The 22,561-nt window shown below is 48.2% G+C and carries 16 protein-coding genes and 4 pseudogenes; all 20 read left to right on the top strand.

All coding sequences use genetic code 11. From position 1 onward, the window contains the following. Positions 1–9: 9 nt before the first annotated feature. Positions 10–1,176, top strand: coding sequence for an alanine racemase (gene alr / locus FND36_08615; protein ID QDW74084.1), 1,167 nt, complete (start codon positions 10–12; stop codon positions 1,174–1,176). Positions 1,177–1,265: 89 nt separating this feature from the next. Next, positions 1,266–1,613 carry a type II toxin-antitoxin system PemK/MazF family toxin gene (locus FND36_08610; protein ID QDW75589.1) on the top strand — a complete coding sequence of 116 codons (348 nt, stop codon included), beginning with the start codon at positions 1,266–1,268 and terminating at the stop codon, positions 1,611–1,613. Between the two features lie 25 nt (positions 1,614–1,638). Beyond that, complete coding sequence (locus tag FND36_08605; GenBank protein ID QDW74083.1) at positions 1,639–2,436, top strand: HlyC/CorC family transporter; 798 nt, start codon at positions 1,639–1,641, stop codon at positions 2,434–2,436. A gap of 48 nt (positions 2,437–2,484) precedes the next feature. Continuing rightward, positions 2,485–3,216, top strand: coding sequence for a YebC/PmpR family DNA-binding transcriptional regulator (locus FND36_08600; GenBank protein QDW74082.1), 732 nt, complete (start codon positions 2,485–2,487; stop codon positions 3,214–3,216). Positions 3,217–3,248: 32 nt separating this feature from the next. Beyond that, the gene (locus FND36_08595) at positions 3,249–4,013 is read left to right on the top strand and encodes a hypothetical protein (protein QDW74081.1); all 765 of its coding nucleotides are present in this window, start codon (positions 3,249–3,251) and stop codon (positions 4,011–4,013) included. A gap of 11 nt (positions 4,014–4,024) precedes the next feature. Continuing rightward, positions 4,025–5,305, top strand: a complete 1,281-nt coding sequence (locus FND36_08590; protein QDW74080.1) for an O-acetylhomoserine aminocarboxypropyltransferase/cysteine synthase — start codon at positions 4,025–4,027, stop codon at positions 5,303–5,305. 52 nt (positions 5,306–5,357) lie between these two features. Continuing rightward, a pseudogene (locus FND36_08585) lies at positions 5,358–6,055 on the top strand (Clp protease). A 67-nt stretch (positions 6,056–6,122) separates the two neighbouring features. Next, a pseudogene (locus tag FND36_08580) lies at positions 6,123–8,539 on the top strand (DNA translocase FtsK). 33 nt (positions 8,540–8,572) lie between these two features. Continuing rightward, positions 8,573–10,242 (top strand): annotated as a pseudogene (locus FND36_08575) (formate--tetrahydrofolate ligase). A 37-nt stretch (positions 10,243–10,279) separates the two neighbouring features. Next, complete coding sequence (locus FND36_08570; GenBank protein ID QDW74079.1) at positions 10,280–11,620, top strand: tetratricopeptide repeat protein; 1,341 nt, start codon at positions 10,280–10,282, stop codon at positions 11,618–11,620. A 133-nt stretch (positions 11,621–11,753) separates the two neighbouring features. Continuing rightward, positions 11,754–12,935 carry an iron-containing alcohol dehydrogenase gene (locus tag FND36_08565; protein ID QDW74078.1) on the top strand — a complete coding sequence of 394 codons (1,182 nt, stop codon included), beginning with the start codon at positions 11,754–11,756 and terminating at the stop codon, positions 12,933–12,935. Positions 12,936–13,108: 173 nt separating this feature from the next. After that, on the top strand, positions 13,109–13,996 hold the full coding sequence (locus tag FND36_08560; GenBank protein ID QDW74077.1) for a sulfide/dihydroorotate dehydrogenase-like FAD/NAD-binding protein: 888 nt from the start codon (positions 13,109–13,111) through the stop codon (positions 13,994–13,996). Then, the gene (gene gltA, locus FND36_08555; protein QDW74076.1) at positions 13,996–15,384 is read left to right on the top strand and encodes an NADPH-dependent glutamate synthase; all 1,389 of its coding nucleotides are present in this window, start codon (positions 13,996–13,998) and stop codon (positions 15,382–15,384) included. Before FND36_08560 ends, gltA begins: the two co-directional genes overlap by 1 nt. Before the next feature lie 147 nt (positions 15,385–15,531). Next, positions 15,532–16,308: a ZIP family metal transporter gene (locus FND36_08550; protein QDW74075.1), complete on the top strand. Its 777-nt coding sequence runs from the start codon at positions 15,532–15,534 to the stop codon at positions 16,306–16,308. A gap of 10 nt (positions 16,309–16,318) precedes the next feature. Further along, complete coding sequence (locus FND36_08545; protein QDW74074.1) at positions 16,319–17,041, top strand: DNA alkylation repair protein; 723 nt, start codon at positions 16,319–16,321, stop codon at positions 17,039–17,041. Next, a complete protein-coding gene (locus FND36_08540) occupies positions 17,038–19,113 on the top strand; it encodes an AAA family ATPase (GenBank protein QDW75588.1) in 2,076 nt (691 codons plus the stop codon). The genes FND36_08545 and FND36_08540 overlap by 4 nt, the downstream gene beginning before the upstream one ends. Before the next feature lie 19 nt (positions 19,114–19,132). Next, a pseudogene (gene rlmH, locus FND36_08535) lies at positions 19,133–19,611 on the top strand (23S rRNA (pseudouridine(1915)-N(3))-methyltransferase RlmH). Positions 19,612–19,785: 174 nt separating this feature from the next. Next, positions 19,786–21,129, top strand: coding sequence for an ISLre2 family transposase (locus FND36_08530; protein QDW74073.1), 1,344 nt, complete (start codon positions 19,786–19,788; stop codon positions 21,127–21,129). A 342-nt stretch (positions 21,130–21,471) separates the two neighbouring features. Continuing rightward, positions 21,472–22,164, top strand: coding sequence for an epoxyqueuosine reductase (locus FND36_08525; protein ID QDW75587.1), 693 nt, complete (start codon positions 21,472–21,474; stop codon positions 22,162–22,164). 135 nt (positions 22,165–22,299) lie between these two features. Next, the gene (locus FND36_08520) at positions 22,300–22,560 is read left to right on the top strand and encodes a DUF4160 domain-containing protein (GenBank protein ID QDW74072.1); all 261 of its coding nucleotides are present in this window, start codon (positions 22,300–22,302) and stop codon (positions 22,558–22,560) included. Position 22,561 lies beyond the last annotated feature (1 nt).

The raw sequence follows: 22,561 nt of genomic DNA, 5'->3' as shown, positions 1-22,561 counted from the left end.
CGTGAGAGCATGAAGCAGTACAACAGAGTATGTGCAAGAATCGACCTGGACGCCATCGAGTACAATATGGAGATGATGAAAAAGAATATAAAGGAAGGGGTCTCCATGATCTCCGTGATCAAAACGGACGGATATGGCCATGGGTCGGTACAGATCGCCCGGATGCTGGAAACCAAGGATTATATCTGGGGCTATGCGGTGGCAACGCTGGACGAGGCGGCCCTCCTTCGCAAAGGCGGCATAGAAAAACCGATTCTGGTGCTTGGCTGCATCTTTCCGGACCAATGGGAGACGGCCATCCGGCAGGAAGTGCGGTTTACTGTATACACCAGAGAAATGGCTGAGGGGATCAGCGAAACGGCGCGGCGTCTGGACAAAACGGCCTACGTACATATCAAGCTGGATACAGGAATGTCGAGACTGGGATTTTTGATCCGGGAGGAAAGCGCGGATACCATTAAAGCCATCAGCTGTCTGCCCCGGCTTTCTTTAGAAGGGCTTTATACTCATTTCGCGAAAGCAGATGAAACCGACAAAACATTTACAGAAAAGCAGATCAGGGATTACCTTTGGATGAAGGAGAGGCTGGAAGGAAAAGGCGTTGTTTTCCAGTATTATCACTGCAGCAACAGCGCTGGGATCATTGATGTAAAAGAGGCAAACCTGGATCTTGTCCGGGCGGGGATCTCTACTTATGGCCTTTATCCTTCTGAGGAAGTGATCAAAGGAAATGTTCCGCTGAAACCTGCCCTGGAGTTGCTCAGCCATGTGGCGCATGTGAAGTGGGTGGAAGAGGGAACCCCTGTCAGTTACGGAAGCACCTATATTACAAAGAGGCGGACGAAGATCGCTACCATTCCGGTAGGGTACGGCGACGGTTACCCAAGGAGCCTGTCCAATAAAGGATATGTGCTGATCCATGGGAAAAAGGCGCCGATCTTGGGCCGGGTATGTATGGATCAGTTCATGGTGGATGCTACCGAGATCGAGGATGTGAAATTTGGAGATCCGGTGACCCTGGTGGGGACAAATGGAGAGGAACATCTGCCGGTTGAAGTCTTAAGCGACCTGTCAGGCCGATTCAACTATGAATTTGTATGCGACTTAGGAAAACGGATTCCCAGAGAGTTCATCCGTCACGGCGAAGTAGTGGAACAGATGGATTATTTTGGTTAAATAAACCAGGGGAAAAGCCTGTATCTGTATACATCCGAGAAAGATGGAAATACTAATCTTATCTTAGATGGAAGCGAGTGTGAATGAAGGTGCAGGTAAGGCGCGGCGATATTTTTTACGCGGATTTAAGTCCGGTAGTGGGATCGGAACAGGGCGGAGTGAGGCCGGTATTGATCATACAAAATGATGTGGGGAACAGACACAGCCCAACTGTGATCTGCGCGGCGATCACATCGCGGATGAACAAAGCCAAACTGCCCACCCATGTGGAGATTGACGCGAAAAGGTATCAGATCGTGAAGAATTCGGTCGTCCTGCTGGAACAGATCAGAACGATCGATAAACAGCGGCTGAAAGAGCAGGTCTGCCACTTGGACAAAGAAATCATGAGAAAAATTGATGAAGCCTTGAAGATCAGCTTCGAGCTTCATACATAGAAAAAGGAGTCGAAAGAAAATCACAATGGAAGAGGACAGTTTATTTCAAAGAATGAAGCGGGTATTCCAGGTGGAGGAAGAAATGGATGAGAGTACCCAAAAAGAGGCTGCCAGTCTGATCCAGAATATTTTCCGGTATCTGGATAAGGACGCGAGGGATATCATGACCCACCGGAAGAATATTGTAGCGATCGATGGGGAAGAGTCTTTAGAAGATGCGTTCAAATTCATGCTTGGGGAAAGTTTCTCCAGATTTCCCATCTATCATGAGGATATTGATGAGATCATCGGTTTTCTCCATCTTAGGGAGGCGGCTTCCTGTTATATACAGGAAGAGCTGCGCCAGGTTCCTGTGGAGCAATTGAAAGAATACATAAGACCAGTGACCTTTGTCCCCGAGACAAAGAGCATTGATGTACTGTTTAAAGAAATGCAGGCTCAGAAAAACCATGTGGTCATCGTCCTGGACGAATATGGACAGACCTCCGGCTTGGTGGCCATGGAAGACATCCTGGAGGAAATTGTAGGGAATATCCTGGACGAGCATGACCAGGAGGAAGAGATGATCCTGACGCTGGCGGACGGCAGCCTGAAAGTACAGGGAATGACGGATCTGGAAGATTTAGAAGAGGTGCTGCCTATCCAGTTTGAGACAGAGGAATATGAGACAGTCAATGGATTCCTCATCGATCAGCTGGACCGGATTCCTTCCGAAGAAGAGCACTGCGTGGTGGAATACGAAGGTTATCGCTTCACCGTCCTGTCTGTGGAGAACAATACGATCCAGTCGGTAAAGATTGAAAAACTGCCGGAAGAGTGCTAGAATAGAACACGTGCGACAGAAAAAGTAAAGGACAAGGAGAGAGAAGAGATGTCAGGACATTCAAAATTTGCCAATATCAAACATAAAAAAGAAAAAAATGACGCGGCAAAAGGAAAGATATTCACGAAGATCGGAAAAGAGCTGGCCGTAGCCGTGAAGGAAGGCGGAAGCGCGGATCCCGCGAACAACAGCCGTCTGCGGGATGTGATCGCAAAGGCAAAGGCTAATAACATGCCAAACGATACCATTGAAAGAAACATCAAGAAGGCGACCGGAGATGCCAATGCCGCCAATTATGAGCATATTACATACGAGGGATACGGCCCCAACGGGACGGCGATCATCGTGGAAACTCTGACGGACAACCGGAACCGTACGGCTACCAATGTGAAACATGCTTTCACCAAAGGAAATGGCAATGTGGGAACGCCGGGATGCGTTTCCTTTATGTTCGATCAGAAAGGCCAGATTGTGATCGATAAAGAAGAGTATGACGGAGATTCTGATGAATTGATGATGCTGGCTCTTGACGCCGGCGCGGAGGATTTCGTAGAGGAAGAGGACAGTTTCGAGATCCTGACAGCTCCGGAGGATTTTGGCGCCGTTCATGAGGCGCTGGAAGAAGCAGGCATTGGGATGGCCGCGGCAGAAGTGACTATGATCCCCCAGACATACGTAGAATTGACGGATGAAAAAGATATCGCCAACATCCAGAAGACATTAGATATGCTGGAAGAAGATGACGATGTCCAGAATGTATACCATAACTGGGATGAATAAGAAATGATCAAACAGGCAGATGGAGGACAGGGATGGAGAAGATCAGAACAGATATGATCCAGCTTTTTGATGAAATGCTGACAAAGGTCAAGGCGTTCCGCCGGAAAACCTACAATGGATTATTCGAAAAAGGATTCAAGCAATTCAAAGATGTGATCACAGAGATCACAAGTCTGTGTGAAGAAACCGAGGAAGAGAATCGGGAAGCCCTTTTGGAGGAGTTGGCAGGCATCATTCCGGAATACGCGGGAGAACTGATGATGAAACAGCCAAAACGGACACGAGAGCGGCTTGCTGTAGATTACAATATGAATATGGCGGTCTATGTAATGCCAATCCTTACTTATACAAAAGATGAGTTCTGTATAGAAATGTGTAAGCGGATGGTAGAAATATGGAATGACAAGAAGGTTACCACTCTGACCCTTTCCTATGCCACTTATGACGATATTTTCGCCGGGTTTAAGAGGAAATGGTGCTATATCACTACCGCGGTATGTGAAAGCCGTTCCCTTCCAGATGATTGCTATGAATTAGAGACACTCAGAGCCTATCGGGACGGCTACTTAATGAACAGCCAGGAAGGGCGGAATCTGGTGGAGGAATACTATGATCTGGCTCCGGTGATCGTATGGGCCATCAATATGCGTAAGGACAGACAAGAGATATATGAAGATTTGTACCAGTCCCGCCTGATTCCGTGTATCCAGTGTATTGAGAAAGGCGACAACGAAACATGCAAAGATCTGTATACCGATATGGTGATGGATCTGAAGAAAAAATATTTATATGCTTAGGAGGAAGTTCGATGAGTGATTATAAGATCGAGACAAAATGTATCCAGTCCGGCTATGAGCCTGGAAACGGAGAGCCAAGGGTTCTCCCCATCTATCAGAGCACCACATTTAAATACAGCACAAGCGAGCAGATGGGGCGTTTGTTCGATTTGGAGGAATCGGGTTATTTCTATACCCGTCTGCAGAATCCAACCAACGATGCGGTAGCTGCCAAAATCTGCGCTTTGGAAGGCGGAGTAGCGGCGATGCTCACTTCCTCCGGCCAGGCGGCAAATTTTTACGCGATCATGAATATTGTCCAGGCAGGGGACCACATTGTATGCGCATCCGCTCTTTATGGCGGTACTTATAACCTCTATGCCCATACCATTAAGAAAATGGGCGTGGATGCTACCTTTATCGATCCAGACTGTACAGAGGAAGAATTAAACGCCGCGTTTCAGGAAAATACCAAAGCGGTATTTGGAGAGACCATTGCCAATCCTGCTTTAGTTGTGCTGGATCTGGAGAAATTCGCGAAAGCGGCCCATGCGCACGGCGTACCGTTTATTGTGGACAATACCTTTGCCACACCGATCAACTGCCGGCCTTTTGAGTGGGGCGCTGACATTGTTACCCACTCTACCACAAAGTACATGGACGGCCACGCTTCCTGCGTTGGGGGAGCCATTGTAGACAGCGGCAATTTTGACTGGGACGCTTACAGCGACAAATTCCCGGGGCTTACCACACCAGACGAGACTTATCATGGAATCGTCTATACTCAGAAATTTGGGAAAATGGCATATATCACAAAAGCAACGGCGCAGTTGATGAGAGATCTGGGGTCGATCCAGTCTCCGCAGAACGCGTTCCTTTTGAATCTGGGACTGGAGACCCTCCATCTGAGAATGGAACGCCACTGCGAGAATGCTAAGAAGGCGGCCAAGTACCTGCAGAGCCACGAGAAGGTCGCCTGGGTGAGCACACCGGCCCTTCCGGGAGATAAGTACTATGATCTGGCTCAGAAATATCTTCCCAATGGCACCTGCGGCGTCATCACCTTTGGCCTGAAAGGCGGAAGAGACGCGGCGGTACGCATGATGGATGCCTTAAAGATGATCGCGATCGTGACCCATGTGGCAGATGCCAGAAGCTGTGTGCTCCATCCTGCCAGCCATACCCACCGGCAGATGAATGATAAAGAACTTCAGGAAGCCGGAGTACAGCCGGATCTGATCCGTTTCAGCGTAGGGATCGAGAATATTGAGGATATCATTGCTGATCTTAAGCAGGCCTTGGAACAGGTATAAAATACAGGGAACACCTCCATACTAATCAAAAAGGTATGGAGGTGTCTTTTTTATGGAAAATGAAAATCTGGAAGAGAAGCAGAACCAGGAGATCAAAGAGACGGGAAGTTTGGACCTGGAGGACGGGAAGAAAGGACACAGGATCAAACTTCTGACGATCATTGGTGAGATCGAGGGACATGAAGCGGTTTCCGGAAACACAAAGTCCACCAAGTATGAACATTTACTGCCTATGCTGGCGGAAGTGGAAGACAGCACAGAGATCGACGGCGTTCTGGTGCTTTTAAATACTCTTGGCGGAGATGTGGAGGCGGGGCTGTCTATTGCGGAGATGATCGCGTCTCTCAGCAAACCCACCGTATCCCTGGTCTTAGGGGGGAGCCATTCCATCGGCGGGCCTCTGGCGGTGTCCGCCAAGTATTCTTTTATCGTGCCGAGCGGGACCATGATCATCCATCCGGTCCGCTCCAACGGCATGTTCATCGGAGTCCCCCAGAGCCTGCGCAATATGGTCCGGACCAGGACCGGATCACCCGTTTCCTGGCGGATCATTCCAAAATGAGCAAAGAAAGGATCGAGGAACTGATGCTGAATCCCACAGAATTAGTAAAAGACGTAGGCACGCTTCTGGAGGGCGAAGAGGCGGTCAAAGAAGGCTTGATCGATGAAGTGGGCGGAATGAGCCAGGCCCTGAATAAATTGCACGAAATGATCCGGAAGGAGCGTGAGAAAAACTGGGAAAATAGGTAATGACAGCTTTTTTCAAAAATGCTATACTAATAATAGTATTGCCATAAGGTAATTAAGGGGGAATATCATGGCTGCAAAGTCAAGGAAAAAAAGGGGTACATCAACAAAGTCAAAGACAAAAGCAAAAAAGAAGAATACTGAGCAGAGCTTTGTAGGAGGCGAGATTTTGATCTGGGCCTCTCTTGCCGTGAGCCTTTTGATCTTGATCAGCAACTTTGGAATGGGCGGTTTTGTCGGGGAAGCCATTTCAGATTTCTTATTTGCGGCCCTTGGATGGGCGGCTTACGCAGTGCCTTTTTTGTTGTTTGGAATGGTCGCTTTTACGGTTTCCAATAAAGGGAACCCCAACGCTTATCTGAAAGTAGGGGCGGGGATCGTCCTGACGGTCCTTGCGTGTACGCTGTTTGAGCTGCTGGACGAGGCGGGCGGCCAGGTGGGCGGCCTTTTGACCAGAGTTCTGGTTCCGGCGGTGGGAACTGCCGGTACATATGTGATCGTCATTATCCTGGCGATCATCTGTATTGTGATCATTACGGGAAAATCCATCCTCCAGGGGGTGCAGGATAAAAGCAGCAAAGCTTATGGACGGGCGCGGGAAGACGCGGCCAGGCGGAGAGAGGAAGCCAGAGAACGGCGGAAGGAAAAGGAAGCCCTGCAGAAAACCAATCCCGGGAAACCCAGACGCAGCGACCGTCATGTAGAAGGCGTGTCATTTAATACCACACTTACTGAGGAACCAAAAGAGGCAAAACAGCAAGAACCTAAGAAGCCCCAGGAACCTCAATTCCATATCAACCGGGGAGAAGATACACCGCCTTGGACCATCTCAGAAGAACCGGCGCGGGAGGAACAGGCGGCATTGGAAAGCAGTCCCTCATCCGTCCAGCCGGAAGCCGCGGCAGGGCGGCCGGAGCCCTGGCAGGCAGGAGACAAAAAGAAAACGGGGGGAAAGACGTCGCGGCGGAGACTTCCGGAGTGGCGGCCTCGATCGCGGCAGATGCGGCCAAGCCCAGGAAAGCCTACCATTTTCCGCCCATGTCTCTGCTGAAAAAGGGAAGCAGACATACTGGTGATTCGGACGCCCATTTGCGGGAGACGGCCATGAAATTACAGCAGACGCTGGAGAACTTTGGAGTAAAGGTGACCGTTACCGATGTCAGCTGCGGACCTTCTGTGACCCGTTACGAACTTCAGCCGGAAATGGGAGTCAAAGTAAGCAAGATCGTTGGCCTTGCCGATGATATCAAGCTGAACCTGGCGGCGGCAGACATCAGGATTGAGGCCCCGATCCCAGGCAAAGCGGCAGTCGGGATCGAAGTGCCGAATAAAGAAAATTCTGTAGTCATGCTGCGGGATCTTCTGGAATCCGCGGAATTTAAGAATCACAGTTCCAAGATTGCTTTTGCGGCAGGAAAGGATATCGCGGGAAAGACGGTGGTGGCGGACATTGCCCGGATGCCCCATCTTTTGATCGCGGGAGCCACCGGTTCCGGAAAATCCGTATGCATCAATACACTGATCATGAGTGTTCTTTATAAGGCCGCCCCAGAGGAAGTACGGCTGATCATGATCGATCCAAAGGTGGTAGAGCTAAGTGTTTATAATGGTATTCCCCATCTTATGATCCCGGTGGTGACAGATCCGAAGAAAGCGGCTGGCGCCCTGAACTGGGCGGTTATGGAGATGAACCGAAGATACCAGGCTTTTGCGGAATATAATGTGCGGGATATCAAGGGATATAACAGCAAAGTGGCCGCGGAACCACAGACAGAAGGGGAAAAGCGGGAATTACTGCCTCAGATCGTGATCATCGTGGACGAGCTGGCGGATCTGATGATGGTGGCTCCCGGCGAGGTAGAGGAAGCCATCTGCCGTCTGGCCCAGCTTGCCAGAGCCGCGGGGATTCATCTGGTGCTGGCGACTCAGCGTCCTTCGGTAAATGTCATTACCGGACTGATCAAAGCCAATATGCCTTCCAGAATTGCCTTTTCCGTCTCTTCTGGCGTGGACTCCAGAACCATCATCGACATGAACGGAGCAGAGAAACTTCTGGGGAAAGGCGATATGCTGTTTTATCCTTCCGGATACCAGAAGCCGGCCAGAGTCCAGGGAGCTTTTGTAACGGATAAAGAAGTCCAAAGCGTGGTGGATTATCTAAAGACCCATAACGGGGATGCGGAGTATGACGCGGACATGGAAGACCAGGTGAATACCAACGCGGGGACAGGCATAGTCGGTATGCAGTCGAATGAAGGCGAGGAAAGGGACGTACATTTCGCGGATGCCGGACGGCTGATCATAGAGAAAGAAAAAGCTTCCATCGGCATGCTGCAAAGAAGCTTCAAGATCGGCTTTAACCGGGCCGCCAGGATCATGGACCAGCTTTGTGAGGCCGGCGTTGTAGGCGGCGAGGAAGGAACCAAGCCAAGAAAAATCTTGATGTCTATGGAAGAATTTGAAACATATCTTTCAGAAAACCGCTAAAGAAGAATAAATTAAGGAAGGGATGAAAAGGAAATGAAGACAGATATTGAAATCGCGCAGGAAGCAAAAATGGAACACATCTCAAAAGTTGCGGCCAAGATTGGGATCTCCGAAGACGAATTGGAATTCTACGGAAAGTACAAGGCGAAGCTTTCCGACGATGTCTGGGAGAAGATCAAAGATCGGCCGGACGGGAAATTGGTACTTGTGACAGCTATTAACCCAACGCCGGCAGGCGAAGGGAAGACCACTACCACAGTAGGACTGGGGCAGGCCATGGCCCAATTAGGGAAAAACGCGGTGATCGCGCTCAGAGAGCCATCTCTGGGTCCCTGCTTTGGAATCAAAGGCGGCGCCGCGGGAGGGGGCATGGCCCAGGTAGTTCCCATGGAAGATCTGAATCTTCATTTTACCGGGGATTTCCATGCCATCACTTCTGCCAACAATCTGCTGGCGGCAATGCTGGACAATCATATCCAACAGGGGAACTCGCTTAGGATCGACCCAAGACAGGTGATCTGGAAACGCTGCCTGGATATGAACGACCGCTGTCTGCGCAATATTGTGGTAGGACTTGGAAATAAAATGGACGGAATGGTCCGGGAGGATCATTTTGTGATCACGGTAGCTTCTGAGATCATGGCGATCTTGTGTCTGGCGGATGATATCCAGGATCTGAAGCGAAGACTTGGCAGGATCATTGTCGCGTATAATTTCGATGGGGAACCAGTGACCGCGGAAGACCTTCAGGCGACAGGGGCAATGACCGCGCTCTTAAAAGATGCCATCAAGCCAAATCTGATCCAGACGCTGGAACATACGCCGGCTTTGGTACATGGCGGTCCTTTCGCCAATATCGCCCATGGCTGCAACAGCGTAAGAGCAACGAAAATGGCGTTAAAACTTAGCGACATCACTATCACAGAAGCAGGATTCGGGCAGACTTAGGAGCAGAGAAATTCTTTGATATTAAGTGCAGAAAAGCAGGTTTTTGGCCGAATGCGGTTGTTTTAGTTGCAACTGTACGGGCTTTGAAGTATAATGGTGGAGTTGCGAAAAATGACCTGGCAAAGGAAAATTTGGAAGCGCTGAAAAAAGGCATTGTAAACCTGGAAAAACATATTGAAAATATTCAGAAATATGGAGTTCCTGTAATTGTAACATTGAATTCTTTTGTGTCAGATACTGAGGCGGAGAATCAGTTTATCCGTCAATTCTGTGAAGAGAAAGGCTGTGAATTCGCACTCTCCAGAGTCTGGGAGAAAGGCGGAGAAGGCGGGATCGATCTTGCCAAAAAGGTTCTGGAAACGTTGGAGAAAAAGGAAAGCAATTTCCATCCGTTATATGAAGACGATCTGTCTCTGAAAGAAAAAATCGAGACCATTTCTAAGGAGATTTATGGCGCGAGAGGCGTGATCTTTGAGCCGGCCGCCTTGAAGCAGCTGGACAAGATCGAGTCTATGGGATTTGGTGGTTTCCCAGTCTGCATGGCTAAAAATCAATACTCTTTATCTGACGACGCGAAAAAGCTGGGACGGCCTACAGATTTTGATATCCATATCAGGGAGGTTTATGTCAGCGCGGGGGCTGGATTCGTAGTGGCGCTTACCGGCGCGGTCATGACCATGCCCGGACTTCCTAAAGTTCCTGCCGCCAACGGAATTGATGTAGATGAGAATGGCTGTATTACAGGACTGTTCTAGATAGAGTGGTAAGTTAGGTAGGAGGTTAGAGCACCAGATGAAGTGCAGATATTGCGGACAGGAAATCCCGGAAGGGGTGTTATATTGCGAGAACTGCGGTCAAGAAGTACGCATTGTTCCTGACTATAATCCTTTGGATGATATGCTTGCCCAGCAAATTGTGGGATCGATCAATGGGGACGAGGAAGAGAAAGACTATTTTTCCTATGACGATTCGGAGACTGAAATGTCCGGACGGCCTGCTTCTGCACGCAGGAACACCGGGCGGACGAATACTGGCAGGGGAGCTGCCGGGCGGACGAATACTGACAGGGGAGCTGTCGGACGGACGGCTGCCGCCAGGAGAGGCGCTACAGGCCGGACTTTGGCCGGAAGAAATACGCAGGCCAGAAGGCCCCAGGAAGACCGGGAGATGAGAAGGCGCCAGGCAGAGCGGAGAAAGGCGAAAAAACGTAAGAAACGCAGGATTCTTCTGGCGGTCATGTTTTTGATCCTTGCCGCTTTGATCGGAATCATCGTGCTGATCTATCAGAATTCTTATACAGGGATTGTAAACGCGGGAAACGGGGCGCTGGAAGAGCAGAATTATAGTCAGGCCGAGAATAAATTCAAAAGAGCGATCAGTAAGAATGGCGAGAGACCGGAAGCGTATACCGGACTTTCAAAAGTCTATATCGCTCAGGATGATCTGGACGGGGCGGAAAACGTCTTCCTGAATGCCATCGATGAACAGGGCGGCAATGCTGATCTGTACAGCGCATGTATTGATTTCTATATAGATACTGATCAGCAGATGGAAATACCGGGACTGCTTGACGAGGCGTCGGACAATGTCCGGGAGATTCTGGCTGAATATATTGTAGACGTACCTAAATTCAGCCTGGATGCGGAAGAAACTTATGATGATGTCCAGCAGCTGAGTCTGACCGCCGGAAGCGGCATGAAAATTTATTATACTACAGACGGCTCGGACCCGACCACTGAAAGCACAGAATATACAGAGCCTATCCAGTTAGATGAGGGGGAGACAACGGTAACTGCCATTGCGGTCAATAAAAATGGGATTCCCAGTATGCCGGCATCCGAGGAATATGTGATCGAGTTCCCAATTGAAGACGCGCCGGCAGTGTCACCCTCCACCGGGCAGTACGAGACGGCTACCCAGATTGAGATCAAGATCCCGGACGGTTACGAAGCTTACTATACTATGGATGGTTCCGATCCGACGACGGCTTCTTCCAGATACAGCGGTCCGATCGATATGCCGGAGGGCGAGACGCTCTTTAAGGCGGTACTGGTTAATTCCAGCGGCCGTTTAAGCGGTATAACGACACGAAATTATGTTTTAGATATTCCTTCGGATTCTTCAGAAGAATAAAAGAGAAAACGCAGTCAGTGTATGGCAAAAAGTACAATTTTTTTCACTACACTGGTTGCGTTTTTTGTTATTCAGGACTATAATTATTGATAAATAATTAACAATCATAAACGTAAGAAAGGAGCAGGAGTCAATGAGCAGATTTACATTACCAAGGGACATTTATCATGGAAAGGGAAGCCTGGAGGAGTTGAAGAATCTGAAAGGCAGAAAGGCTATGCTGGTAGTCGGTGGCGGTTCTATGAAACGTCAGGGATTTCTGGACAAAGCAGCAGCTTACCTGAAAGAAGGCGGGATGGAAGTGGAAGTGTTTGAAGGCGTTGAGCCAGACCCTTCTGTAGATACAGTTATGAAGGGCGCGGAAGCTATGCGCGCCTTTGAGCCGGACTGGATCGTATCAATGGGCGGCGGTTCGCCAATCGATGCGGCAAAGGCAATGTGGGCCTTCTATGAGTATCCGGAGATTACCTTTGAAGATCTGATCACACCGTTCAGCTTCCCGGAACTGAGACAGAAAGCAAGATTCGCGGCGATTCCTTCCACCTCAGGAACCGCGACGGAAGTAACGGCTTTCTCAGTCATTACGGATTATAAGACGGGAGTAAAATATCCTCTTGCAGATTTTAATATTACACCGGATGTGGCGATCGTAGACCCGGACCTGGTGGCAGGACTTCCGGTTAAACAAGTGGCTTATACAGGAATGGATGCGCTGACCCATGCTATTGAAGCGTATGTTTCTACTTTGAACGGGCCGTTTACCGATCCGCTGGCTTTGCAGGCCATTGAGATGGTACTGGAATATCTGCCCGCTTCTTATAACTGCAATATGGAAGCCAGAGAGCAGATGCATTATGCGCAGTGTTTGGCAGGAATGGCATTTTCCAATGCGCTGCTCGGAATCGTACACTCCATGGCGCACAAGACGGGGGCTGCTTTTTCTACCGGCCACATTCCTCACGGATGCGCCAATGCCATCTATCTTCCTTATGTGATCAAATATAACGCGAAAGAGAAAGAGGCCGCGTCCCGGTATGCGGAGATCGCGCGCAGGATGGGACTGGAGGGTATTTCTGAGAAAGCTTTGATCAATAGTCTGTGCGAGAAGATCGATGCGTTTAATGTAAAATTAAATATTCCAAAAAGCCTGAAAGAATTTGGCATAGATGAGAAAGAATTCCAGGAGAAAGTGGCCAGGATCGCAGAACTGGCGGTAGGAGATGCCTGCACCGGCTCTAATCCAAGAACCATTGACCCAGAAACTATGGAAAAACTTCTGACCTGCGTTTATTATGGGACAGAAGTGGATTTCTGATGGCGGGAGAGCAAAAGCGGGTGTGTGACACTCGCTTTTTTGCTGCTGCGCGGTTATGGGGGAAAAGGTCATGGATGCGGGCAAGTTGTCCTTTCAATTCCTGAGTTGTCCCTTGATATTTTTACCCAGATACATTATCATAAAATAAGTATCACATGTTAGGAGGAAACAAGATGTACAAGATATTGAAGGCCAAGAAGCTGGCCGATATGATTTATCTTATGGACGTGGAAGCTCCCCGTGTAGCCAGACACTGTCAGCCGGGACAATTCGTGATCGTTAAGATGGACGAAAAAGGCGAGCGGATTCCGCTGACGATCTGTGATTATGACAGGGAAGCCGGGACCATTACCATTGTTTTTCAAACCGTCGGCGCTTCAACGACTAAAATGGCTGAACTGAAAGAAGGAGATTCTTTCCGGGATTTTACTGGGCCGCTGGGATGTCCGTCTGAATTTGTGAATGAAGACTTGGAAAGTCTGAAGAATAAGAAAATTTTGTTTGTAGGCGGAGGCGTTGGAGCCGCTCCGGTCTATCCGCAGGTAAAATGGATGAAAGAGCACGGCATCGATGTAGATGTGATCGTCGGTTCCAAGACGAAGGACCTCCTGATCCTGGAGGAAGAGATGCGCGCTGTGGCGGGGAATTACTATCCCTGTACAGATGATGGTACATATGGACATTCGGGAATGGTCACAACCAAGATCGAGAAGCTGGTGGAAGAAGGAAATCACTACGATCTGTGCGTTGCCATCGGACCTATGATCATGATGAAGTTTACTTGTCTTTTGACGAAGAAGCTGGAGATTCCGACTATTGTCAGCATGAACCCGATCATGGTAGACGGTACGGGGATGTGCGGAGCCTGTCGTCTTCACGTAGGCGATGAGATCAAGTTTGCCTGTGTAGACGGACCAGAATTCGACGGCCACCTTGTCAACTTCGACGAGGCAATGAAGAGACAGCAGATGTACAAGACAGAGGAAGGACGTGCAATGCTGAAATTACAAGAAGGCGACACCCATCATGGCGGATGTGGCCACTGCGGAGGTGACGAGTAATGGCGGATGTATTGAAGAGAGTCCCTGTCAGAGAACAGGAAGCGAAGGAAAGAGCGACAAATTTTGAAGAAGTATGTTACGGATATAATCAGGAAGAGGCTATGGAAGAGGCTTCCCGCTGCCTGAACTGCAAGAACGCCAAATGTATCCAGGGCTGTCCGGTATCCATCAATATCCCGGGATTTATTTCGAAAGTAAAAGAAGGGGATATTGAAGGAGCTTACAAAGTGATCGGAGAGTCCTCCGCGCTGCCGGCGATCTGCGGACGCGTCTGCCCGCAGGAGTCCCAGTGCGAATGTAAATGTATCCGGGGGATCAAAGGTGAACCGGTTTCCATTGGTAAACTGGAACGGTTCGTGGCGGATTACGCGCTGGAGCATGACATCAAGCCGGAGAAAGCCGAGGAGACCAATGGGCATAAGGTGGCCATCATCGGTTCCGGTCCTTCCGGCCTTACCTGCGCGGGTGATCTGGCTAAACTTGGGTATGAGGTAACGGTATTTGAAGCCCTTCATGAACTGGGCGGCGTACTGGTCTATGGAATCCCGGAGTTCCGTCTGCCTAAAGAGAAAGTTGTGAAAAAAGAGATTGAGAAAGTAAAAGAACTGGGCGTGAAATTCGAGACCAACGTGGTGATCGGCAAGTCCACGACCATCGATCAGCTTATGGAAGAAGAGGGATTTGAAGCAGTGTTCATCGGTTCCGGGGCAGGACTTCCCATGTTTATGGGAATACCTGGGGAAACAGCCAACGGCGTGTTCTCCGCCAATGAATATCTGACCAGAAGCAATCTGATGAAAGCCTTTGACGATTCCTACGACACCCCGATCGCGGCAGGAAAGAAAGTAGCCGTAGTAGGCGGCGGAAACGTCGCGATGGATGCGGCCAGGACAGCCCTTCGTCTGGGAGCGGAAGTACATGTGGTATATCGCAGAAGCGAGGCAGAACTTCCGGCCAGAGTAGAGGAGGTCCATCACGCAAAAGAAGAAGGCGTGATCTTCGACCTCCTGACCAATCCAAAAGAGATCCATGTAGATGAAAATGGATGGGTCAGCGGCATGAAAGTGATCAAAATGGAACTGGGAGAGCCAGACGCTTCCGGCCGCCGCCGTCCGGTGGAAATTCCAGGATCAGAGTACGACATCGAGCTGGATACCGTGATCATGGCGCTTGGAACATCACCAAACCCATTGATCGCATCCACCACCAAAGGACTGGATACCAACCGGAAGAAATGTATCGTGGCAGATGAAGAAAACGGACAGACCTCCAAGGCATATGTATTCGCCGGCGGAGACGCCGTAACCGGCGCGGCCACAGTAATCCTGGCCATGGGCGCAGGAAAAGCAGGCGCAAAGGGAATCCACGAAGCGCTGGCAGGAAAATAAATTTTACGTTAATTTGGGACGTAGCATTTTTTAAAAATGCTACGTCCCAAATTGCGTTTCGGGGTGTACCCAAATGCATTTTACCCTGTCCCCAAATGGGTTTTTGTGATATGATGATAGAAATGTTGATTTTACGGAGGTTTTTATATGACTGTTTTTTGGGGGCTGATCACTCCTTTTATTGGCACTTCATTGGGTGCCGCTTGTGTGTTTTTTATTAAGGGCGAATTAAAACCTTTGATCCAGAAGGCCCTTCTTGGATTCGCGGCAGGCGTCATGGTGGCGGCTTCCGTCTGGTCTCTCTTGATCCCTTCCATGGAGATGTCGGAAGGGATGGGGAAGCTTGCCTTTATACCTCCGGTCGCCGGCTTTTTCCTGGGAATCGGTTTTCTTCTTCTGCTGGATAAGATCATCCCACATCTCCATATTGGCTGTGACGAGGCGGAGGGACCTAAATGTGCGCTGAAACGTTCTACCATGCTGGTATTGGCTGTGGTGATGCATAACATTCCGGAAGGTGTCTCCAGCGGAGCGGTATTTGCCGGGCTTGCGTCAGACAGTTCCAATGTGACGCTTGCCGGAGCTTTTGCTCTGTCTCTTGGAATTGCGCTTCAGAATCTGCCGGAGGGGTTCATCGTTGCGCTGCCTGTCCGGGCGGAGGGAAGCAGCAGAGGGAAAGCCTTCTTTTACGGCGCCTTATCTGGTGTTGTAGAGCCTATCGCGGGAGGAATCACCTTGCTTCTGGCTTCCTATGTGACGCCGGTCCTTCCTTATCTGCTGGCCTTTGCCGCGGGAGCCATGATCTACGTGGTAGTGGAAGAACTGGTGCCTGAATCGGCCCAGGGATCCCACAGCAATATTGGAACCATCGGCTTTGCGATCGGCTTCGCCATTATGATGATCCTGGATGTGGTACTGGGATAAAGGAGGAAATATGGAATTTCATACAGAATCATCCAACACTGGATTATTTGGACAAATCCGAAAAAGACTGCTTGAGGGAGCAGATCAGAAATATCAGGAATTTCATCAATCTTTGGTGCCAGGCCAGGACATGGCGCCAATCTTAGGCTGCAGAGTACCTTTCTTACGCTCCCTTGGCAAAGAAATCGCGAAAAACAGCGGGCGCCAATATATCCAGGCGCTTCAGGAAGCGGGGCCGCTCTACTATGAAGAATTGGTGCTGTGGGGTGTGATCATTGGCTATCTGAAATGTAATCAGGACGAAAGAACTCAGCTTTTGGACAGTTTTGTTCCCCGCATCGAGAACTGGGCGGTCTGCGACGTTAGCTGCGCTACGTATAAGTTTATGGGAAAAGACCGGGATTTCTGGTTCTCCTATTTAAATAACTATTTGAAGAGCACCAGAGAATATGAGATCCGCTTTGCGTTGGTATGTCTTTTGGACTTTTTTGTGACAGAGCAATTCATCGACCGAATTTTGGATATACTCGTCCAGGTGGAGCACGAAGGTTATTATGTGAAAATGGCCGCGGCGTGGGCAATATCTGTCTGCTTTGTGAAGTTCCCAGAGAAAACAAGACCGCTTCTGGCTGCGGGGCAGCTTGACCCAAAGACGCGCCAGAAAGCGATTCAGAAAATCCGGGACTCTTACCGGGTCAGTAAGGAAGAAAAGGAGTGGCTGAAACAGCTATGAAAAATGACAGATTTTTCAACGGGACATGGTTTTTGGAGTTTGTGACAGAAAAGTTGAAACACTGTCTTGCGCAGGTAGAGCGTTCCCTGCGGAAAGGAAAAGAAGAGATTGCTTCCATGCATGAGTATTACTGGGAAAATTACGCGGAAATGGACCAGTATGGATATGAGGATTATGACAATCAGCAGGCACTGCTGCATCAGGTAAACGCCAATCAGGAAATCATTCAAAAGCGGCGCCGGTATCAGAAAATGTTAGAGTCTCCCTTTTTTGGACGGGTGGATTTCCGGTTTGAGGGAGAGGATGAAATCGAACCGCTTTATATCGGGATTGGAAACTTTGATGAAGGAAATGGCGAACCTCCTCTGATCTATGACTGGAGAGCGCCTGTCAGCAGTCTGTTTTACGACTATGATAAGGGACTTGTGTCCTATGAAGCCCCGGCGGGAACCGTAAGAGGTGAAATTTGCGCGAAATGGCAGTACAAAATCCGAAACGGTGAGATGCTCTACGGATTTGAAAGCGATACCAAGATCGATGATGAGATCTTAAAGCAGGAACTTGGAAATAACGGGGACGTTCAGCTGAAAAATATTGTACGTACCATCCAAAAGGAACAGAACCAGATCATCCGAAATACAAAAGATGAGATCCTGGTGATCCAGGGAGCCGCCGGAAGCGGAAAGACGTCTATCGCGCTTCACCGGATCGCCTATCTTCTTTATCACGACCGGAAGAATCTGGCTTCCTCCAACGTTCTGATCCTTTCGCCAAATGGAGTGTTTGCGGACTATATTTCCCATATTCTTCCCGAACTGGGAGAAGAAAGAATCCAGGAAATGAGTTTCGATTTGTTTGCTTACCATGAATTGCAAGATGTGGCCGCCGATTGTCAAGATAAATATGACTATCTGGAGCGGCGGATGAAGTATCCGAATTTAGAAGATAAGGAACGGTTTGACCATAAACAGTCTGCCGCATTTGTGGGAGAAATGGAAGGTTTCCTGGCGGTTTTAGAAGATCAGTTGATGGATTTCCATGAGATTACGTTTAAAGGGATGAAATTGACCGAGGAAGAACTGATCCGGATGTTTTATTCCAGGTTTCAGGAGACGCCGCTTTTGGAACGGGCCTTGGCAGTGATGGAACATTTCGCGGATGCCTATGAGACTCTGCATCAGCGTGATCTTTCGGAGGAAGAATGGGAATACCTGGAGAAGAAATTCAGCAGTCTCTACGTCTCTGCGGATTTATATGAAATCTATAATTGGCTTTTGGAAGAAACGGGTTTTCCGCAGCTTCCAGACCTTCCTTTGGAGAAGCGGCAGCTTCCTTATGAAGACGTTTATCCCATGCTGTACCTGAAATACCGTCTGAAGCGGAAGGCTTCTCATAAACGGATCAAACATTTGGTGATCGATGAAATGCAGGACTATTCTTATCTGCAGTATGTGATCATCCAGAACCTGTTTTCCTGCCGGATGACGATCTTAGGAGACAAGGCCCAGACTCTGGACGACACGCCCTGTGACGCAACCGCCTTCCTGCAGGGAATCTTTGGAAAGAAGATGCGTAAGATCGAGCTTTTGAAAAGCTACCGCAATACTGTGGAGATCGCAAGATATGCACAGAAGATCAGCAAAGAAGAAAATCTGGATCTTCTGGAACGGCATGGGAAAGCGGTAGAAGAGCAGCGGTTTTCCTCAGAAGACGCACTCTTAAAAGCAATCCGGGAACGGTTTTCCCTTGCGGAAGATAAGGAAAGGGATGGGGACAAAAAACGATATGAAACGGCGGCGGTGCTGACGCTGACGCAGGAAGAAGCCTATGATCTGTACCGCCTGTTGAAACAAGAGGGGATCCAGGTCTCCTATGTGGACCGGGACAGCTCTGTGTTCCAAAAAGGTCTTACAGTGACTACATTCTATCTGGCAAAAGGACTGGAATTCGATCAAGTATTCGCCTTGTGCTGGGATAAGAGGAATCCGCTGTGGAAACAGGCCCAGTATATCTGCGCCACCAGAGCCTTGCATGAGCTGTATGTATATGGAATAGAAGGAAATAATAGATAATGTCAGAAAGGAAAAAGACGTGAAGATTACGCTGATCGCAGTAGGTAAGCTGAAAGAAAAATATTTGAAGGAAGCCGTCAGCGAGTACAGCAAACGGCTGGGAAGATACTGTAAGTTAGAGATCATCGAAGTGTCAGACGAGAAGACGCCGGATCAGGCCAGCCAGACGGCAGAAGAGCAGATCCGGGAAAAGGAAGGGGAACGGATCTTAAAGCATATCAAGGATGATATGTATGTGATCGCTCTGGAGATCCAGGGAAAGATGCTTTCTTCAGAAGAACTGGCGGCCAAGATGGAAGATTTGGGAATCCAGGGAAAAGCCATATTGCTTTTGTGATCGGCGGGTCAATTGGCTTGGGGAAGGAAGTTCTTAAGCGGGCGGACGAATCCTTAAGTTTTTCCAAAATGACGTTTCCTCATCAGCTGATGCGGGTGATACTGCTGGAGCAGGTGTACCGGGGATATCGGATCATAAATGGGGAACCGTATCACAAGTAAGTGCGGTTTTTTCGCATTTAGGTATGGGATAGTGGGAAGCAATGAATCATGAAAAGTATTTGAAAGGGAGTGGACATATGATGTTCCGCTCTCTTTTCGTATGGTAAGGTTGGAGTAAAGAAATAGTCAGTTGACAAAAAATAAATGAAAAGAGTATTGGTTCCTTGAGGTATAATGATTTCGACGAAAAAAACAAAAACCGAAAGGAGTCCAATACTCATGGATATTATAACATTAATCAATACTCTTGTCAGTGGTTTACTTAATGCGGAAGAGAAATTTCTGGAACACCTGGATTCATTTACCACTTTTGAGGAAACGGTCAGCAGTCTGAGTAATCAGATGGCGGCAGATTTTATCGGTCTGGCACTGACGAATGCCGACCAGATGATCCGTGACAGCGGGATACGCAAGGACAATTATACTGTGCAGCGGAGCAGACAGAGGACATTGATCTCCATTGTAGGAGATATTACCTTTACGCATACCCTGTATAAAGACCAGACAGGAAAGATCCGGTGCCTCCTGGATGAACTGATGCACCTGCCGGATAGAGAAAGATTTACAGCAGCGGCAGAAGCAAAGCTTTTGAATGAAGCGGAAGTCCATTCTTACCAGCATGCCGCGGAATCAATAAAGACAAATGGGCAGACGATCACAAAGACGACGGTAATGAACAAAGTCCACTCCATCGAAAAAGAGATCCCGGAGATGGAAGAACCGCCAAAGGAAAAGAAGGCCTGCGAATACCTTTATATCGAAGCGGATGAGGATCATATCCATCGGCAGAAAGATGGATATGAACAGGGATGCTTTATCGGCAAGCTGGTCTATCTCTTTGAAGGAAAAGAAGAGATCTGCAATGGCAGGAGAAAGCTGATCTCACCGTTCTATTTTGGAGGACTTTATGCGGGATCGGATCAGAATGCCGCCCTGTGGGAATCTGTAGATGCTTATATCCGGCGGCACTATGATCTGGACGTACTGAAATGTGTTTATATCAACAGCGATGGCGGGAGCTGGATCCGTGCGGCTGCCAACTATGTAGGTAAAAGCAGACTCGTGGCAGACCGGTTTCATCTGATGAAATATATCAACCGGGTAGCCGGGTATATGCTGGATGAAGAAGGGGTCACAAAAGGACGGTTCTATAAGTATATTTATAAAAATAAGCTTCTGGCAGCCAAAAAGCTCCTGACCCGGATCCGGAACCATTGTGAAGGGAGCGACCGCGCGGTAGAAGACTGCAGGACGTATCTTGTTGGAAACTGGGAGTATATCCAGAGGGCATTCCATGATAAGCATGTGCTGGGATGCAGCGCGGAAGGACATGTGAGCAGCGTTTTATCTGAGCGGATGAGTTCAAGACCTATGGGATGGAGTGAGACGGGTTCAGACCGGATGTGCAAGCTGCGTTGTTTTATCCGTAATTATGGACGGGAAAAAGTGATTGACCTTGTGAATTACCGAAGGAGCGGGAGCTGGAAACATGCGCGGCAACAGGGACAGACGGAATGATCGATGAACCACAGAGGAAAAAGTATACAGCGAAACAGAGAGAGGTACAGCGGTATGCGGAGGCTTTGCATGGGACTCTGGCTGGAAATTCCACCGTACGTAAGATCCTTGCCATCCGGGAACAGATCGGGAATCTATAATCTTGAAAAAAAGAAACGCCAGTTGTATGATTAAGAAAACAAGTCTGAAGTCACATCATTTTGGAGACGATCTTTTTCATTTCAACTGACAATTCGTTTACTTCATCTATGGTAAGAAAGACAATGACAGGGAAATAAACGAATGGTATAATGAAGGAAAACTAGGTCGACAGATTGGAATTTGCGGAGGGGATATTGTATGTTGGATAGTAAAAGGATAAAGGAAATAATGTTTGCGCTAGGTGCAGATTTGTGTGGTATAGCAAGTATAGATAGGTTTGATAATGCACCGAAAGGCTATCATCCTTTAGATGCACTTCCGACTTGCAAATCGGTAATTTCTTTTGGTTGCAGATTTCCAGTAGGAACACTTAATTGCAAGTCTAATATTCCATATACAAGGGTAAGAAATTCTATCACGTCAAAAATGGATGCGATAGCTCTAGATTTTTGTATTGAAATGGAAAAGAACCAGATAGTATGTGTTCCTATTCCTACAAATGAAAGCCAATGGGATAAAAATACTAACAGATGGCGTTCTATTGTTTCGCAAAAACATATAGCTCAAGCGGCGGGTTTGGGAACAATAGGGAGGCATTCTTTGTTAATAACGCCAGAGTTTGGAAGTATGGTCTGGTTAGGAGCAGTGTTATGCGAACAGAATCTTGAGCCTGATAAAATGAAAGAACCTCTTTGTAATAATTGTAACTTATGTGTTGATATTTGTCCTGTAAATGCTTTAGAAAATCCAGAAATAAAACAGCAATCCTGTTGGGATTTTGCATTTGGAGATGATGAAGAAGAGCAGGTTTGGAGAATAGCTTGTCATAAGTGTAGAGATATTTGTCCGTATAATCTAGGCAGTCAAAATTCGATTTTAAGGAAGAATAACTAAAGAAAAAGAAAATTTATCGAGGAGTTGAGCGGTGCAAAATTGGAATTTATCTGTACACAATATGATGTCTAAGCTATAATAAAATTAATAGTATTTAGTATTTAAAAAGTGAGCTGTGAAGATGGAGGTATATGTATGCCGGAAATTGCTTTATTTTATGGAATAAGGATTACTATGTATTATGATGATCATAATCCACCTCACTTTCATGTGGAGTATAATGGAAAAAAAGCTTTGATCGATATAAACGATGCCTGTGTTTTGCAAGGGGCATTGCCGTCAAGACAACTGAAGCTTGTGTTGGCATGGTGTGTGATCCATCAGGATGAACTAATGCAGAACTGGGAACTTGCGAAGGATGGAAAACCATTAAACAAAATCAATCCGTTGGTTTAAA

The organism is Lachnospiraceae bacterium KGMB03038, from assembly GCA_007361935.1.
Lineage (GTDB): Bacteria > Bacillota > Clostridia > Lachnospirales > Lachnospiraceae > Massilistercora.
Note: the sequence above shows the minus strand (reverse complement) of the source record. Positions and strands in the feature narration are given on the sequence as shown.